The organism is Flintibacter sp. SJQ-8, from assembly GCF_054108085.1.
The window spans coordinates 356,420-370,534 of the sequence record NZ_JBPJWR010000004.1 but is presented as its reverse complement, the minus strand read 5'-3'; the positions used below and the strand labels follow the sequence as shown (position 1 = coordinate 370,534).

Here is a 14,115-nt window from a genome sequence, read left to right as displayed (position 1 = left end):
CCCTTTCACAAGGGGGCCAAAGAGGAGAAGCGGAGGATATCAAAATGAGTCAGTTCAACACGGTGGAGGAGGCCCTGGCCGACCTGCGGGCGGGCAAGATCATTCTGGTCACCGACGACCCGGACCGGGAGAACGAGGGCGACTTTATCTGTGCGGCCCAGTTTGCCACCACGGAAAATATCAACTTTATGGCCACCCACGGCAAGGGCCTGATCTGTATGCCCATGTCTGCGGAGTTCGTGGAGAAGCTGCAGATCCCCCAGATGGTCTCTAAAAACACGGACAACCACGAGACGGCCTTCACCGTGTCCATCGACGCCGCCAACACCACCACCGGCATCTCCGCCGCCGAGCGGTCCGTGACCGCCATGGCCTGCGTGGCCGAGGATGCCAAGCCGTCGGACTTCCGCCGCCCCGGGCACATGTTCCCCCTGCTGGCCAAGCCCAACGGCGTGCTGGAGCGGGAGGGCCACACCGAGGCCACCGTGGACCTGTGCCGTCTGGCGGGGCTGAAGGCCTGCGGACTGTGCTGCGAGATCATGCGGGAGGACGGCACCATGATGCGCACCCCCGAGCTGATGGAGCTGGCAAAGCGCTTTGGCCTGACCTTTATCACCATCAAGGACCTGCAGGAGTACCGCAAGTGCCACGAGAAACTGGTGGACCAGGAGGCCGCTGTCCACATGCCCACCAAGTACGGGGACTTTACCGCCTATGGCTATGTGAACCGCCTGAACGGCGAGCATCATGTGGCCCTGGTGAAGGGGGACATCGGCGACGGAGAGGACGTGCTGTGCCGGGTCCACTCCGAGTGTCTCACCGGCGACACCTTCGGCTCCCTGCGCTGCGACTGCGGCCAGCAGCTGGCCGCCGCCATGAGCCAGATCGAGAAAGAGGGCCGGGGCATCCTGCTGTATATGCGCCAGGAGGGCCGGGGCATCGGTCTGATCAACAAGCTGAAGGCCTATGCCCTGCAGGAGCAGGGTATGGACACCCTGGAGGCCAACCTGGCCCTGGGCTTTGCCGCCGACCAGCGGGAGTATTATATCGGGGCCCAGATCCTGCGGGACCTGGGGGTGAAGAGTATGCGCCTGCTGACCAACAACCCGGACAAGCTCTATCAGCTGACGGAGTTCGGCATGCGCATCAACAGCCGGGTGCCCATTCAGATGGACGCCACCGCCCACGACCTGTTCTATCTGCGCACCAAGCAGAAGCGGATGGGGCATTTGGTGAATTATTAAAAGAATCGTGGTGGAATCCCTCAGTCATCGCCTTACGGCGCTGACAGCCCCCTTTCACAAGGGGGCCTGATAGGTGCGGAAAACAGCCCCCCTTGTCAAAGGGGGGAGACCGCCGAAGGCGGTGGGAGGATTCCATTTTGACAGATCAAGAGACAAAAAACAGCAAAGGAGCAGATCATATGAAGACATTTGAAGGAAAGTTAGTCGCCCACGGCATGAAGGTTGGCATCGTGGCCGCCCGGTTCAATGAGTTCATCACCAGCAAGCTGCTGTCCGGGGCCATGGACGGCCTGCTGCGGCACGAGGTGCGGGAGGAGGACATCCATGTGGCCTGGGTCCCCGGGGCCTTTGAGATCCCCGTCATCGCCGCCAGGATGGCCCGCAGCGGCAAGTATGACGCGGTGATCTGCCTGGGCGCGGTGATCCGGGGCAGCACCAGCCACTATGACTATGTGTGCAACGAGGTGTCCAAGGGCGTGGCGTCCGTCTCTCTGGAGACGGGGGTGCCCGTGATGTTCGGCGTGCTGACCACCGAGAATATCGAGCAGGCCATCGAGCGCGCCGGGACCAAGGCGGGCAACAAGGGCTATGACTGTGCCCTGGGTGCCGTGGAGATGGTGAACCTGATCCGGGAGATCGACGCCTGATAACAGGAAAAGATAAAAAATATCCACAGGACCGGCCGGCCCTGTGGATATTTTTTGCGAATCTGGCTTGAGAGTCGGCTTACAGCCCATCCATCTCGTCCTGGTCCACCACACGAATCCCGTGTTTGTGCAGGGCGGACTCGGCGGAGGCGGGGTCCTCCACCCGGAAGATCATATAGGCGTGGTCCACGTCCTTGCCGCCCAAAAAGGCGTACATATATTCCACGTTCACCCCGGCCCCGGACAGGACCCGCAGCACCTGGTCCAGACCGCCGGGAGTATCGGGAATGGCGGCCCCCACCACGGGGGTGACGGAGTGGACATAGCCCGCGTCCTTCAGCGCGGTGGTGGCCTCGTACACCTTGTCCACGATGATTCGGACGATGCCGAAATCCTTGGTCTCGGCCAGGGACAGGGCCCGCATATCCACGCCCTGTTTGGCCAGCACCTGCGTCATGGCGCTCAGGGCGCCGGGCTTGTTCTCCACAAAGACAGAAATCTGCTTGATGCTCATTTGATCTCCTCCTCGTTTTAAATCTTGCGCTTATCGATGACGCGCACCGCCTTGCCCTCGCTGCGGACGATGGACTTGGGGGCCACCAGAGTGACCTTGGCGGCCAGGCCCAGCATGGCGCGCAGACCGTCCACCAGCTCCTTCTGGCGGCGCTCGATCTCGCCCACGTTGTCGGTGAACATCTCGGGGGTCATCTCCACATGCACGTCCAGGGTGTCGGTGGATTTCACCCGGCCCACGATGATCTGATAGTTGGCGGGGTAGCCGTGGTTGAGCAGCACCGTCTCGATCTGAGAGGGGAACACGTTCACGCCCCGGATGATGAGCATATCATCAGAGCGGCCCATGGGCTTGCACATCTTCACCAGGGTGCGGCCGCAGGAGCACTTCTCCCGCTTGAGGATGCAGATATCCCGGGTGCGGTAGCGCAGCAGGGGGAAGGCCTCCTTGTCGATGGAGGTGAACACCAGCTCGCCCTTGCTCCCCTCGGGCAGCACCTCGCCGGTGTCGGGGTCGATGATCTCGGCGATGAAGTGGTCCTCGTTGATGTGCATCCCGCTCTGAGCGGAGCACTCGAAGGCCACGCCGGGACCGGACAGCTCGGTGAGACCGTAGATGTCATAGGCCTTGATGCCCATCGTCTTCTGGATGTCCTGGCGCATCTCCTCGCTCCACGCCTCCGCACCGAAGATGCCCGCCTTCAGGGGGATCTGGTCGGGGGTCATGCCCATCTCGTGCATACTCTCGCCCAGATAGGCGGCGTAGGAGGGGGTGCAGCACAGGATGGTGGTCCCCAGGTCACGGATGAACTGGATCTGACGGTCGGTGTTGCCCGAGGAGATGGGCACGGTGAGGCAGCCCACCCGCCTGGACCCCTGGTCCAGGCCGATGCCGCCGGTGAACATGCCGTAGCCATAGGCGATCTGACACACGTCCTCCTCGCTGCCGCCCACGGCGGTGATGGCACGGGCGCAGCAGTCGGTCCACAGGTCGATATCGTGCTGGGTGTAAAAGGCCATGACCCGCTTTCCGGTGGTGCCGGAGGTGGCGTGGACACGCACGCATTTGGAGCGGGGCACGGCCACCAGGCCGTCGGGATAGTTGTCCCGCAGGTCGGCCTTGGAGGTGAAGGGCAGCTTATACAGGTCGGCGGAGGACTGGATGTCCTCGGGGGTCACGCCCTTTTCCTCCATCTTCTTGCGGTAGGACGGGACATTGTCCCACACATGGCGCACCTGTTTGACCAGACGCTCGTCCTGCCAGGCTTTGATCTGTTCCCGAGAGGCGCACTCGATCTCGGGCTGGAAATATCTCTCCATGGGTATCATCCTTTCTTCGCTTGTGCGTTCTGTTTTGCAGCCGGGTCGCCCCGAAGGGCTCGATGCGGCTTATACGCCCCGGCGGCTGAGCCACTGTCCGGCCAGCACCCCCGCCAGACACAGTCCGGCGCTCAGTGCCATATAGGCCAGGGCCAGTCCGGTCCTGCCCCGCTGCAGCAGAGTCACACTCTCCAGGGAAAAGGTAGAAAAAGTGGTAAAGCCGCCGCATACGCCGGTCTTCCAGAACAGGGTCCAGCCGGAGGAGAGGCGCTCCCGGCCCGCCAGTCCGGCCACAAAGCCGATGAGGACGGCTCCGATCAAATTGGTCAGCAGGGTGAGCAGAGGAAATACGCTGCGGCAGGGCAGCAGGCTAAGACCATAGCGGCCCACCGCCCCCACTGCGCCGCCCAACCCCACAAACAGGGCGTTCATCAGGCGTTCTTGCCCAGTTGGAAGGCCTTCTTGTTCAGCTCCAGGAATTTGGCGGGGACCATGGCCTCCAAAGACTTCTGCCAGGCCTCCTCGGGCAGGTCGAAATAGTGGGACAGGCGGCCCATCAGCACGATGTTCACCGCCTTGGCGGAACCGGCCTGCTCGGCCAGGGCCAGGCAGTCCAGGGCGTCCACCTTGGCGCCGGTGGCCTTCATCTTGGCCACCAGGTCCTGGGGATAGGCCGCCGCGCCGGTGATGACGGGCATGGGGTCGATCTGCTGGGTGGAGGTGACGATCTGTCCGTCGGGCTTGAGGAAGCTCAGCCACCGGGCGGCCTCCAGCAGCTCGAAGGAGACGATGAAGTCCGCCTCGCCCTTGTCGATGATGGGGGAGGCCACCTTGTCGCCATAGCGCACATAGGTGACCACGCTGCCGCCCCGCTGGGACATGCCATGTACCTCAGACACCTTCACGTCATAGCCCTGCTCCATCAGCAGGTGGCCCAGCAGCTTGCTGGCCAGCAGGCTGCCCTGGCCGCCCACGCCCACGATCATAATATTCTTGGTCTCCATGTTCTCAGCCCTCCTTCTTGGTGCTGTGGAAGGCTTTCACGCCGCACAGCTGCTCACACACGCCGCAGCCCACACACAGGGTGTTGTCCACGTGGGCCTTGCCGTCCCGGATGGAGATGGCGGGACAGCCGATCTTCATGCAGTTCTTGCAGCCCACGCACTTGTCCGTGTCAACCGCCAGAGGGGCGCTGTGCTTGACATATTTCAGCAGGGCGCAGGGGCGGCGGGAGATGATGACAGAGGGCTCGTCGGCGGAGAGCTCCTCCTTCACGGCCTGGTCGCAGGCCTTCAGGTCATAGGGGTCCACCACCCGCACCCGGTTGAAGCCCATGGCCCGGCACAGGGCCTCCAGATCGATCTTCCCGGCGGGGTCGCCCTTGATGTTATAGCCGGTGGTGGGGTTCTGCTGGTGGCCGGTCATGCCGGTGATGGAGTTGTCCAGGATGATGACGGTGGAGTTGGACTGGTTATAGGCGATGTTGGCAAGGCCCGTCATGCCCGAGTGCATGAAGGTGGAGTCGCCGATGACGGCGACCGTTTTGCCCTGGCTCTGCTCCCCCAGGGCCTTGTTAAAGCCGTGGATGGCGGAGATGGAAGCGCCCATGCACAATGTCATGTCCATGGCGGCCAGGGGGGCCACCGCGCCCAGGGTGTAGCAGCCAATGTCGCCCAGGACCGTACACTTATTTTTGCTCAGGGTGTAGAACAGCCCGCGGTGGGGGCAGCCGGCGCACATGACGGGGGGACGGTTGGGGATGGCCTCCTCCAGGCCCGCGCCGGTATGTACCTGCCCGCCCAGCCGGGCGGCGATAAGGTTCTGGGAGAACTCGCCCTCCATGGGCAGCACGTCCTTGCCGGACACCTCCAGCCCCAGGGCGCGGCAGTGGTTTTCGATGATGGGGTCCAGCTCCTCCACCACCACCAGCTTGTCCACTTTGGCGGCAAAGTCCCGGATGAGCTTCACGGGCAGGGGGTTGGCCATGCCCAGCTTCAGCACGGAGACGGAGTCGCCGAAGACCTCCTTCACATACTGATAGGAGGTGGAGGAGGTGATGATGCCCATCTTGGTGCCGCCCATCTCTACGCGATTGATGGGGGCGGTCTCCGCCCACTCCTGCAGCTTGCGGGTGCGCTCCTCCACAAAGGGGTGGCGGCGGATGGCGTTGCCCGGCATCATGACATATTTGGCGAGGTTCTTCTCATAGGGGATGCAGGGCCGCTCTTCCCGCACTCCCAGCTCCACCAGGGACTGGGAGTGGGACACCCGGGTACACATCTTCAGCAGCACCGGGGTGTCGAACTGCTCAGACAGGTCGTAGGCCAGCTTGGCAAACTCCAGGGCCTCGGCGGAGTCAGAGGGCTCCAGCATGGGGACCTTGGCGGCGATGGCGTGGTGGCGGGAGTCCTGCTCGTTCTGAGAGGAGTGCATCCCCGCGTCGTCAGCCACGCCGATGACCACGCCGCCGTTCACGCCGGTGTAGGACATGGTGAACAGGGGGTCGGCGGCCACGTTCAGGCCCACATGCTTCATGCCGCAGAAGGACCGCTTTCCCGCCAGGCTGGCGCCGAAGGCCACCTCCATGGCCACCTTCTCGTTGGGGGCCCACTCGCAGTAGATTTCGGGGAATTTCACGGCCTCCTCGGTGATCTCGGTGCTGGGGGTGCCGGGATAGCTGGAGATCACGCAGCATCCCGCCTCATACAGCCCACGGGCAACGGCGGCGTTGCCCAACATCAGTTGTTTCATATTTTGCTCCCTGCTTTCTGTTTATTTCGATTTGCTCTTTTTAAGTGCTTTCTTTTTTCTGGCCCAGGCCCTCCCGGCGGATGACAGTCTCCATCACGCCGCCTGCGCCGTTGTCCAGCATAGATCGCCGGACCCGGCTGATGGTGGCGCTGCTGGCCCCCGTCTTGTCCAGAATGTCCAGATAGACCAGCCCCTGCTGGAGATACACCGCCACGTCAAAGCGCTGCTCCATAGAGCGCAGCTCGGTGGGGGTACACAGGTCGTCGAAGAACTTGCAGCACTCGTCCAGATCCTTTAGTTTCAGGATGGTCTCGTAAAGCGCCAGACTGCGCTGCCGGTGTTCTGTTTTCGCCATAACGCTGCTCCTTTCGGCAATGAACCGATAGCGCCACGACAGGCCGTGCCGCTTCACAATAACTATAACGCATTAAAGCGTGACTGTAAACAGGAAAAGCAAACTTTTTTGCTTTTTGGCGGAAAAGTTTTTTGAGGGACAGCATAAAAAAACTGGCCGCACCCGGTTGGGGTGCGGCCAGAAAAGAGCCTGTCACAAATATTTAGTCGGTGACGTAGGGCAGCAGGGCGATCTGACGGGCGCGCTTGATGGCCTCGGTCAGCTGGCGCTGATGCATGGCGCAGGTGCCGGTGGTGCGGCGGGGCAGGATCTTGGCCCGCTCAGAAGTGAACCGGCGCAGCTTGGCGGCGTCCTTATAGTCGATGCACTCCACTTTGTCAACGCAGAAGGCGCAGACCTTGCGGCGCTTGCGGCCGCGGGGAGCTCTGTTATCACGTTCCATAGCCATGGATGTTACCTCCTTTTACGACCAGATACGGTCAAAGTCAAAACGGCAGCTCGCCGTCGTCATCAGAAAGCTCGGCAAACTGGTCCCCGTCCGCGGGAGGGGCCCCATAGCCGGAGGGTGCGGCGGGCGCGGAGTAGCCGGGATTGCTGGGGGCATAGCCGCCCTGCTGCTGGCTGTAGCCGGCGGAATAACCGCCGTTCTCGCTGTCCCGCTTGGAGTCGCCGAAATAGACCTGGTCAGCCACCACCTCGGCAGAGCGGCGCTTGTTGCCCTCTTTATCCGTCCAATCACGGATCTGAAGACGGCCCTCCACGATGGCCATGCGGCCCTTCGTGAAATAACGGCTGACGAATTCCCCGGTCTGCCGCCAGGCCACGCAGTCGATGAAATCGGTGGTGCGCTCGCCGGTGTTACGGTCCTTGAAATCCCGGTCAACGGCCAGGGAGAAGGACGCCACAGGCGTGCCGGTCTGGGTGCGGCGAAGCTCGGGGTCACGGGTCAGGCGGCCCATGATGAAAATTTTGTTGAGCATAGTGCTCCTCCCTTACTGGTCCTTGCAGACGATCAGGGAACGCATCACGCCGTCGGTAATACGGAAGATACGATCCAGCTCAGCGGGGATCGCGGCGGCGGCGTTGAAGGTCATCAGAACGTAGTAGCCCTCCATCAGGTCGTTGATGGGATAGGCCAGACGGCGCTTGCCCCACTCGTCAACCTCGGAAACGGTACCGTTGGCCTCCACGACGGCCTTGAACTTGGCCACCAGAGCGGCGATCTGCTCCTCGCTCAGGGAAGGGTTCAGGATATAAACCGCCTCGTAGTTTGCATTGATCTTTGCCATTTTACTTGCACCTCCTTATGGACGTATGGCCCCCGGCCTTATGCCGGGAGCAAGGATAGCCTGTCCGTTTGAACAGACTTTATTATTATACCGAAAAACCAGAGATTGTCAAGCACTTTCTGAAAAATCGGGGAATTTCCATTGACAAAAAAACCGCCCGGACCCTATACTACCTATTGACAGTGTTTCACAAAATAGACGTGGGGGAGGAGACCGGCCATGAACAAAAAAGACCTGTTGGACCGCTGTGCCCGCAGCGGGGAGGAGCGGGTGCTGCTGGCCCGGGTGATGGACAAGCTGGAGCTGGCCCAGAACCGGGGCGTGCCCGCCCACACGCCCTTCCTCTCCCCGGGGGAGCGGGCGGCGGTGGAGGACCTGCTGCGGCTGTGCGGACCGACCAGAAGTTTGTTTTGGGGCGGCTACCCCGACGCCGAGCGGGCCGCCTGCGTCTTTCTCCCCGACTGGCAGGAGGCGGAGGACGTGACGGACGACCCGGAGGGTCCGGTGGCGGCGGTGGAGGGGACCTTCCCCACAAACGCCGACCTGGGCCACCGGGACGTGCTGGGGGCTCTGATGGGACTGGGTATCACCCGGGAGAAGCTGGGGGACATCCTGTTCCCGGAGAAGGGCCGCTGCCAGGTGGCCGTCCTGCGGGAGGCCCTGCCCATCCTCCTGTCCCAGTGGGAGGGGGCCGGGCGGTGGAAAATCTCCGTGGGGGAGATCCCGGTGCATGAGCTGCGCCCTGCCCAGGCCGCCGTGAAGACCATTCGGGACACGGTGGCCACCCCCCGGCTGGACGCGGTGCTGGCGGCGGGCTTCTCCCTGTCCCGGTCCAAGGCGGCGGGCTATGTGTCCGCGGGCAAAGTGGCGGTGAACCACCGGGAGTGCCTGAAGGGGGACCACCAGGTGGAGGAGGGCGACGTGCTCACCTGCCGGGGCTTGGGCAAGTGCGTGGTGAAGGAGGTGCCGGGCCAGTCCCGGAAGGGCCGCACCATGCTGGTGCTGGAGCGCTACATTTAAATTTTTATCCACAAAACCGCCGGGAACTGTGGAAAACTTTCCGGCGGGCAACGATTAGGAGGAAGAAACGATGGAACCGGAAAAGATCGCCCGGATCAACGAACTGGCCAAAAAGCGCAAGGGTCCCGAGGGCCTGACCCCGGAGGAGGAGGCCGAACGGGCCGCCCTGCACCGGGAGTATATCGACGCCCACAAGCAGCAGCTCATCGCCCATCTGGAAAACACCTATGTGCAGTATCCCGACGGGCGGAAAGTGAAGATCCAGAAGAAAAAGTAAGCAAAAAATCGTCTCCCGACGAAAAGCCGGGAGACGATTTTTTATGGGGATTTACTTGCAGAAGTTTTGCAGGATCACCGCGATCTGGGCGCGGGTGGCGGTGCCCCGGGGGGACAGAGTGTGGGTCCCGGTGCCGGAGATCAGGCCGCTGCCCACGGCCCACTTCAGAGCCTGGGGAGCCCAGGCGCTGATGGTGACGGAGTCGGTGTAGCCGGACAGGTCGGCAGTCTGGTCCGTGTCCTTGCCGCTCAGCTGGGCGTAGCGGTACAGGATGGCCGCCAGCTGCTCCCGGGTGACCGGGTCACCGGGGCCGAAGCCGCCGTTTTCATAGCCGCTGACCACGCCGTTGGCGCTGGCCCAGGCCACCGCGTCGGCGTACCAAGCGGAGGCGCTCACGTCGGGGAATGCCTTTCCGGACACGGTGGGGCTGCCCGCCAGACGCCACAGGATGGTGACCACCTGGCCGCGGGTCACCTGGCCGTCAGGCCCGAACTCCTGGGCGCTCATGCCGCTCATCAGGCCCTGGTCAAAGACATATTTCACTGCGTCGGCGTACCAGGCACCGGCCTGTACGTCGGTGAAGGGCAGCTTGCCCGCTTTCAGGTCGGCCAGGGCCTGCTCGGCGGCGGTAAGGATGTCGTAATTGCTGACCAGCTTTTTCTGAGCGTCAGTCAGCTTGTCATAGGCGGCACGGGCGGCGGCGATATCCTTCTCGCTGCTCAGCCTCACGCCGCCGATGGCGGAGATCAGGTCGTCCACAGAAGCAGCGGCTTTTTTGTCCGCGGCATTGGTGCCGTTCCAGCTGCCGCCGCTGTGGCCGTAGCCAGTCTCCTCGGTGTAGTCCTTGGTGAAGAACACCACGATGTTGTCCCGGTTGGAGACAGTCTGGGCGTTCATGTACTGGTCCACAATCACGCCGTTGACCTTGTACATCCAGCCGGAATTCTCGCCCAGGTCGAACTCGCCCAGGGTCTCACCGGAGGGGGAAGTGATGGAGTAGATATAGCTGCCCCGGGCGCCATAGGTATAGTTGTTGCTGCCCAGCACGCGCTTGAACACGTCAAAGACGGTGGTGCCCTCGGGCAGGTCATACACGGTGGTCTTGGTGATCCAAGTGCTGTTGGCAGTTTGCAGGGTGAAGCTCACCTGGCTCTTTTCCGACACCACGCCGCTGTGGGTGGGTTCAGTGCCCTTCACAATGACGGAAGCCGAGACGATCTGTCGGGTGAGTTCCTTAAAGCAAGCGTCGGGGTAGACACTCTCGTAGCGGCCAAAGCGGTCACTGGACAGGCAGCTGGTGATGGTGACGGCCTTGTTCTCCTTCTGGCGGGTGACAAGCAGGTTCTCGTGGCTGATGACGTCGGGGTTACTGGACTTGAAGCAGCGCCACGCCTGGCCGCCCTCATACCAGCCGTCCAGGGCCACGGCCTTGATGCCGGTATCCTTGCAATCTTTTTCGTCCCGGACCCAGACCAGCTGGCCGTCCTGCTCATAGACCTCGAAAAAGCTCTGGAGGTCGCCGGTGACGCTGTTCTTGTCAGAGTTGGCCTTCTTGATGCCGTCCCAATAGTGCTCCTTCACCTGCTGCATCATGGCCAGCTCGGCGTCGATTTCCTCCTGGGTGATGGGCTGGACGGAGACGGTGAAGGTCTTTTCGGCCAGCACGGGCATGGAGTCATAGTCCCGGCCCTCGCCGCTGGGCCGGCTCAGAATCTTCACGGTGAAGGAGACCTGGACCGGCTCCCTGTTCAGGTCGGGGCGGTAGACCTCCAGCCGTGCCACATTGCCCACGTCGGGATTCTTGATGACGTCGGGGTTGCTGCTGGTGATGACGACGGGGGTATATTTGCCGTCGAAGCCCTTTTTATTATAGTCGGCATAAGTGATTTTACCCAGGTCGCGGGTGTTGGGAATGCGGATGTCATTGACAACGTGGTTCTGGTCCAGAGCGGCACCGGTGACATAGTCTGTCATACCAACTGTCTGGAATGCTTTGTCCAGGACGGCCTGATAGTCCACAGGCTTATAGTTTGGGTCCTTCTTGACCGTGACCTGGGCGGTGCGCTCGACCTTCAGGTCGCTGCGCTGGTTATAAGTCAGATTCAGAGTAAGCGTGACGGTGGCGTCCTGCTCCTTGGGGAGGGTCACTGTAACAGTGCAGGGGCCGCCCAGGGACAGGGAATAACCGACAGAGATCACGGAACTGTTGTTGCTGCTCCAGGAAGCGTTACAACCACGGCCCACGGAGGGCAGCTTGCCGTTCAGACTGTCCGTGGTGGAGATCTCCTTGGGCAGATCGTTCACAAAGGAATCGGCAATGGCGTTCAGAGATGCCATGGCCTTCTCCTCGTCCAGGCCGATATAAAATTCACAGGTGACATCGCGGGTATAGGTCTTATTGTTGGCACCGGTATAGGTCAGCTGGAACACGGGGCGAACAATTCTTGCCTCGCCGCTGACGACGTTGGTCTCATTCCAGTTATACTGAATAGAACCGTCATCTTTTACAGCGGCCAGGTCGGTGCCGCTTTGAACGGTGGCACCGCTTTTCAGTGCGACGGTCACACCGGAGACGTTGGCGGCGGTCAGTCTGGCCTGAACCATATCCGTGGCGCTCTTGTCCGTGCCGTAAGTCGGACGATAATCAACTTTAATGGCGGTTTCCGCCTGGGTCAGAGCGGCATCGGCGGCCTGTTTGTCGGGGTCAACAGCAGCCGACTTTGTCCACACGGCATAGAGCGTATAAGATTCGTTGTCCTCGCTGCCGTATTCATAATCGTCGTCGTCCCACTCGCGGTTGATGGTGCCCTCATCTTTATATTTAGCAGTGGAAGAATAGGAATTTTCAGCCCAACCGGCGAAGTCATAGCCATCGCGGACATACGTACACTTGCTCAGTTTTACATCCTGCCCAAAGGGTGCAGGCTGGTCTGCCATGGTGCCGGTGGTGGAAGACTTGTCACTGTATTTCAGGCTGTATTTGATGATGTACTGATAATCCCGCCACTTAGCGATCAGCGTGACCTCGTCCAGACCATCAAATTTGGTGTCCTTGGTCACAGCCTCGCCAAAGGAACCGTCAGCGGTTTTGATATACCAGCCGTCCAGCGCCTTGTTGGCGGGGTAATAATACTTGCTGGTGTATGGCAGGCTGCTGAACACCTTGTCGGGAGTGACTGTTTTGTCTTTTAGAGAATTGGTATTTTTATAGCCGTTTCCGTCGAAATGGACAGTGATACCTTTGGTCCAGTGGGCGTACAGTGTGATGCCATTTTCGGCGTCCTCGGCGGTAAATTTGTATTGGTTTGTAATTTCAGTGCCGCCCTCGGCTGCGCTGAACCAACCAGCGAAAATATAGCCGGTACGGGTGGGGTCCTTAATAGCATTAAATTTTCCGTTGTCATAGTTATAATTGGAGCCGACTGTACCGGTGCGGGTGGTGGCCTGCGCACCCTCATAGTTAGGGTCAACAGTGACGGGAACAGATTTTCCGCGCCATGTGGCGTAAAGGGTTACAGTAGCGCCGTTTTTATCAGCCAGCTTCTTAACGGGACCCTGATCTTTGTAAGAGCCGTAAGACGCGCTGGAACTGGTGCTCCAACCGTTGAACTCATAACCATCACGGGTAAAGGTGTTCGCGGGCAGAATAACTTCCTGGTCATAGGTGGCGACGGGCAGCGTTACCGGTTCGCCGGTGCCGTCGCCGGGGTTGAGGACGATGGTATAAGTGATCGGCGTCCATTTGGCAGTGTAGGTCACGCTGGCGCTGATAACGGTGTCTTTTGTTAGCGCATCTTTACCGCCGTCTGCATACCAGCCGCCGAAAATATAACCGGTGCGGCTGGGGTCAGCAGGCATGTTCACAGCGCCAATGGCAGAATCCTGGGCCACATCCACGGCCTTTTTGGCCGTTTTGCCGTCATTATAGTCAAAGGTAATCGTGTAGGCATTGCCCCACACGGCATAGAGTTCCATGGCTTCGGTGGGGGAAATTTCAGCGCCGTCGTAATACGTTACATTGCCATCTGGAGTCGTGGCCCAACCGGCAAATACCTTGCCCTCGCAGGTGAAGGTGTTTGCGTTCAGGGTGCCCTTTCCGCCGTAGATGTTCTGCGTCTTAGTATCATTCGTGTCATTGTTGGCGTGGAGCGTCACCACAATGGGCGTACCGCAGCTGAAGTTGCGGACATAGACGCAGTCGCCATATTTATCGTCGCTATAATCTTTTTTATAGACAATAGTCAGAATATCGTTTTGTTTTGCGTCAAATTCGCAGGTTTTCCAGGCAAGGTCGCCACTGGCATCTTTTAAAAGAGAAGTGCTGCCCAGCTTGATATTGACTTTATCACATTTGTCTTCTGTAGAGACTTTATACTCGAAAGAAGCATGAGTGGCGGTCTTAAATGTGAGCTGGAGGGTGCTGGATGCACCGTCTTTGCCTTTGTTGCCGCTCATCAAGACGGTTTCACCGTCGTAAGTAGTGGTTTTCCACTTGTTTGTGCTGGACGGAGAGCCAGGTTCGGTTTCCGCAACTAGAATATCTTCAAAATTTTCAAAAAAACTACTGATACCTGTCCCCGCTGCCCAAACCGCTGTGGGCAGCAGGCTGACGACCATGATGACGGCCATCAGCAGAGACAGTGCGCGTTTTTTCATGTTCTTCTCCTCCTTTGTTCACATACGAAAAAAGCGTCTGCAC

Annotated in this window: 14 protein-coding genes; 4 read left to right on the top strand and 10 right to left on the bottom strand. The window is 60.4% G+C overall.

The window, feature by feature from the left end; translation table 11 throughout:
* Window positions 1–44: 44 nt before the first annotated feature.
* A complete protein-coding gene (locus tag ACSAMP_RS02790) occupies window positions 45–1,244 on the top strand; it encodes a bifunctional 3,4-dihydroxy-2-butanone-4-phosphate synthase/GTP cyclohydrolase II (RefSeq protein ID WP_457799417.1) in 1,200 nt (399 codons plus the stop codon).
* Window positions 1,245–1,423: 179 nt separating this feature from the next.
* The gene (gene ribH / locus ACSAMP_RS02785) at window positions 1,424–1,891 is read left to right on the top strand and encodes a 6,7-dimethyl-8-ribityllumazine synthase (protein ID WP_457799416.1); all 468 of its coding nucleotides are present in this window, start codon (window positions 1,424–1,426) and stop codon (window positions 1,889–1,891) included.
* Window positions 1,892–1,970: 79 nt separating this feature from the next.
* On the opposite strand, the gene ACSAMP_RS02780 is transcribed toward ribH, so the two are convergent.
* The 9 genes from ACSAMP_RS02780 to rpsF form a co-directional block, all read right to left on the bottom strand.
* Complete coding sequence (locus ACSAMP_RS02780; RefSeq protein WP_457799415.1) at window positions 1,971–2,405, bottom strand: ACT domain-containing protein; 435 nt, start codon at window positions 2,403–2,405, stop codon at window positions 1,971–1,973.
* Window positions 2,406–2,422: 17 nt separating this feature from the next.
* The gene (locus ACSAMP_RS02775) at window positions 2,423–3,724 is read right to left on the bottom strand and encodes a phenylacetate--CoA ligase family protein (RefSeq protein WP_457799414.1); all 1,302 of its coding nucleotides are present in this window, start codon (window positions 3,722–3,724) and stop codon (window positions 2,423–2,425) included.
* A gap of 69 nt (window positions 3,725–3,793) precedes the next feature.
* Window positions 3,794–4,156 (bottom strand): fluoride efflux transporter CrcB, encoded by a 363-nt coding sequence (crcB, locus tag ACSAMP_RS02770; protein ID WP_457799413.1) that lies wholly within the window; start codon window positions 4,154–4,156, stop codon window positions 3,794–3,796.
* Window positions 4,156–4,728: an indolepyruvate oxidoreductase subunit beta gene (locus ACSAMP_RS02765; RefSeq protein WP_457799412.1), complete on the bottom strand. Its 573-nt coding sequence runs from the start codon at window positions 4,726–4,728 to the stop codon at window positions 4,156–4,158. The genes crcB and ACSAMP_RS02765 overlap by 1 nt, the downstream gene beginning before the upstream one ends.
* 4 nt (window positions 4,729–4,732) lie before the next feature.
* Window positions 4,733–6,475, bottom strand: a complete 1,743-nt coding sequence (gene iorA, locus ACSAMP_RS02760) for an indolepyruvate ferredoxin oxidoreductase subunit alpha (RefSeq protein ID WP_457799411.1) — start codon at window positions 6,473–6,475, stop codon at window positions 4,733–4,735.
* A 40-nt stretch (window positions 6,476–6,515) separates the two neighbouring features.
* The gene (locus tag ACSAMP_RS02755) at window positions 6,516–6,830 is read right to left on the bottom strand and encodes a YerC/YecD family TrpR-related protein (RefSeq protein WP_441795048.1); all 315 of its coding nucleotides are present in this window, start codon (window positions 6,828–6,830) and stop codon (window positions 6,516–6,518) included.
* 202 nt (window positions 6,831–7,032) lie between these two features.
* Complete coding sequence (gene rpsR, locus ACSAMP_RS02750; protein WP_374740045.1) at window positions 7,033–7,272, bottom strand: 30S ribosomal protein S18; 240 nt, start codon at window positions 7,270–7,272, stop codon at window positions 7,033–7,035.
* 43 nt (window positions 7,273–7,315) lie between these two features.
* On the bottom strand, window positions 7,316–7,810 hold the full coding sequence (locus ACSAMP_RS02745; RefSeq protein WP_227145034.1) for a single-stranded DNA-binding protein: 495 nt from the start codon (window positions 7,808–7,810) through the stop codon (window positions 7,316–7,318).
* A 12-nt stretch (window positions 7,811–7,822) separates the two neighbouring features.
* Window positions 7,823–8,119: a 30S ribosomal protein S6 gene (gene rpsF / locus ACSAMP_RS02740; RefSeq protein WP_147561903.1), complete on the bottom strand. Its 297-nt coding sequence runs from the start codon at window positions 8,117–8,119 to the stop codon at window positions 7,823–7,825.
* Between the two features lie 219 nt (window positions 8,120–8,338).
* On the opposite strand from rpsF, the gene ACSAMP_RS02735 reads away from it, so the two are divergent.
* Complete coding sequence (locus ACSAMP_RS02735; protein ID WP_457799410.1) at window positions 8,339–9,139, top strand: YlmH family RNA-binding protein; 801 nt, start codon at window positions 8,339–8,341, stop codon at window positions 9,137–9,139.
* Between the two features lie 70 nt (window positions 9,140–9,209).
* A complete protein-coding gene (locus ACSAMP_RS02730) occupies window positions 9,210–9,416 on the top strand; it encodes a DUF896 domain-containing protein (RefSeq protein ID WP_441795050.1) in 207 nt (68 codons plus the stop codon).
* 51 nt (window positions 9,417–9,467) lie between these two features.
* On the opposite strand, the gene ACSAMP_RS02725 is transcribed toward ACSAMP_RS02730, so the two are convergent.
* Window positions 9,468–14,072, bottom strand: coding sequence for an S-layer homology domain-containing protein (locus ACSAMP_RS02725; protein WP_457799409.1), 4,605 nt, complete (start codon window positions 14,070–14,072; stop codon window positions 9,468–9,470).
* Window positions 14,073–14,115 lie beyond the last annotated feature (43 nt).

What these genes read in the sequence shown, in the direction of transcription:
- ACSAMP_RS02755 (WP_441795048.1), bottom strand. Translation starts at nt 6,830, where the DNA reads ATGGCGAAAACAGAACACCGGCAGCGCAGTCTGGCGCTTTACGAGACC.
- rpsF (WP_147561903.1), bottom strand. Translation starts at nt 8,119, where the DNA reads ATGGCAAAGATCAATGCAAACTACGAGGCGGTTTATATCCTGAACCCT.
- rpsR (WP_374740045.1), bottom strand. Translation starts at nt 7,272, where the DNA reads ATGGAACGTGATAACAGAGCTCCCCGCGGCCGCAAGCGCCGCAAGGTC.
- iorA (WP_457799411.1), bottom strand. Translation starts at nt 6,475, where the DNA reads ATGAAACAACTGATGTTGGGCAACGCCGCCGTTGCCCGTGGGCTGTAT.
- ACSAMP_RS02780 (WP_457799415.1), bottom strand. Translation starts at nt 2,405, where the DNA reads ATGAGCATCAAGCAGATTTCTGTCTTTGTGGAGAACAAGCCCGGCGCC.
- ACSAMP_RS02775 (WP_457799414.1), bottom strand. Translation starts at nt 3,724, where the DNA reads ATGGAGAGATATTTCCAGCCCGAGATCGAGTGCGCCTCTCGGGAACAG.
- ACSAMP_RS02745 (WP_227145034.1), bottom strand. Translation starts at nt 7,810, where the DNA reads ATGCTCAACAAAATTTTCATCATGGGCCGCCTGACCCGTGACCCCGAG.
- ACSAMP_RS02735 (WP_457799410.1), top strand. Translation starts at nt 8,339, where the DNA reads ATGAACAAAAAAGACCTGTTGGACCGCTGTGCCCGCAGCGGGGAGGAG.
- ribH (WP_457799416.1), top strand. Translation starts at nt 1,424, where the DNA reads ATGAAGACATTTGAAGGAAAGTTAGTCGCCCACGGCATGAAGGTTGGC.
- ACSAMP_RS02725 (WP_457799409.1), bottom strand. Translation starts at nt 14,072, where the DNA reads ATGAAAAAACGCGCACTGTCTCTGCTGATGGCCGTCATCATGGTCGTC.
- ACSAMP_RS02730 (WP_441795050.1), top strand. Translation starts at nt 9,210, where the DNA reads ATGGAACCGGAAAAGATCGCCCGGATCAACGAACTGGCCAAAAAGCGC.
- ACSAMP_RS02790 (WP_457799417.1), top strand. Translation starts at nt 45, where the DNA reads ATGAGTCAGTTCAACACGGTGGAGGAGGCCCTGGCCGACCTGCGGGCG.
- ACSAMP_RS02765 (WP_457799412.1), bottom strand. Translation starts at nt 4,728, where the DNA reads ATGGAGACCAAGAATATTATGATCGTGGGCGTGGGCGGCCAGGGCAGC.
- crcB (WP_457799413.1), bottom strand. Translation starts at nt 4,156, where the DNA reads ATGAACGCCCTGTTTGTGGGGTTGGGCGGCGCAGTGGGGGCGGTGGGC.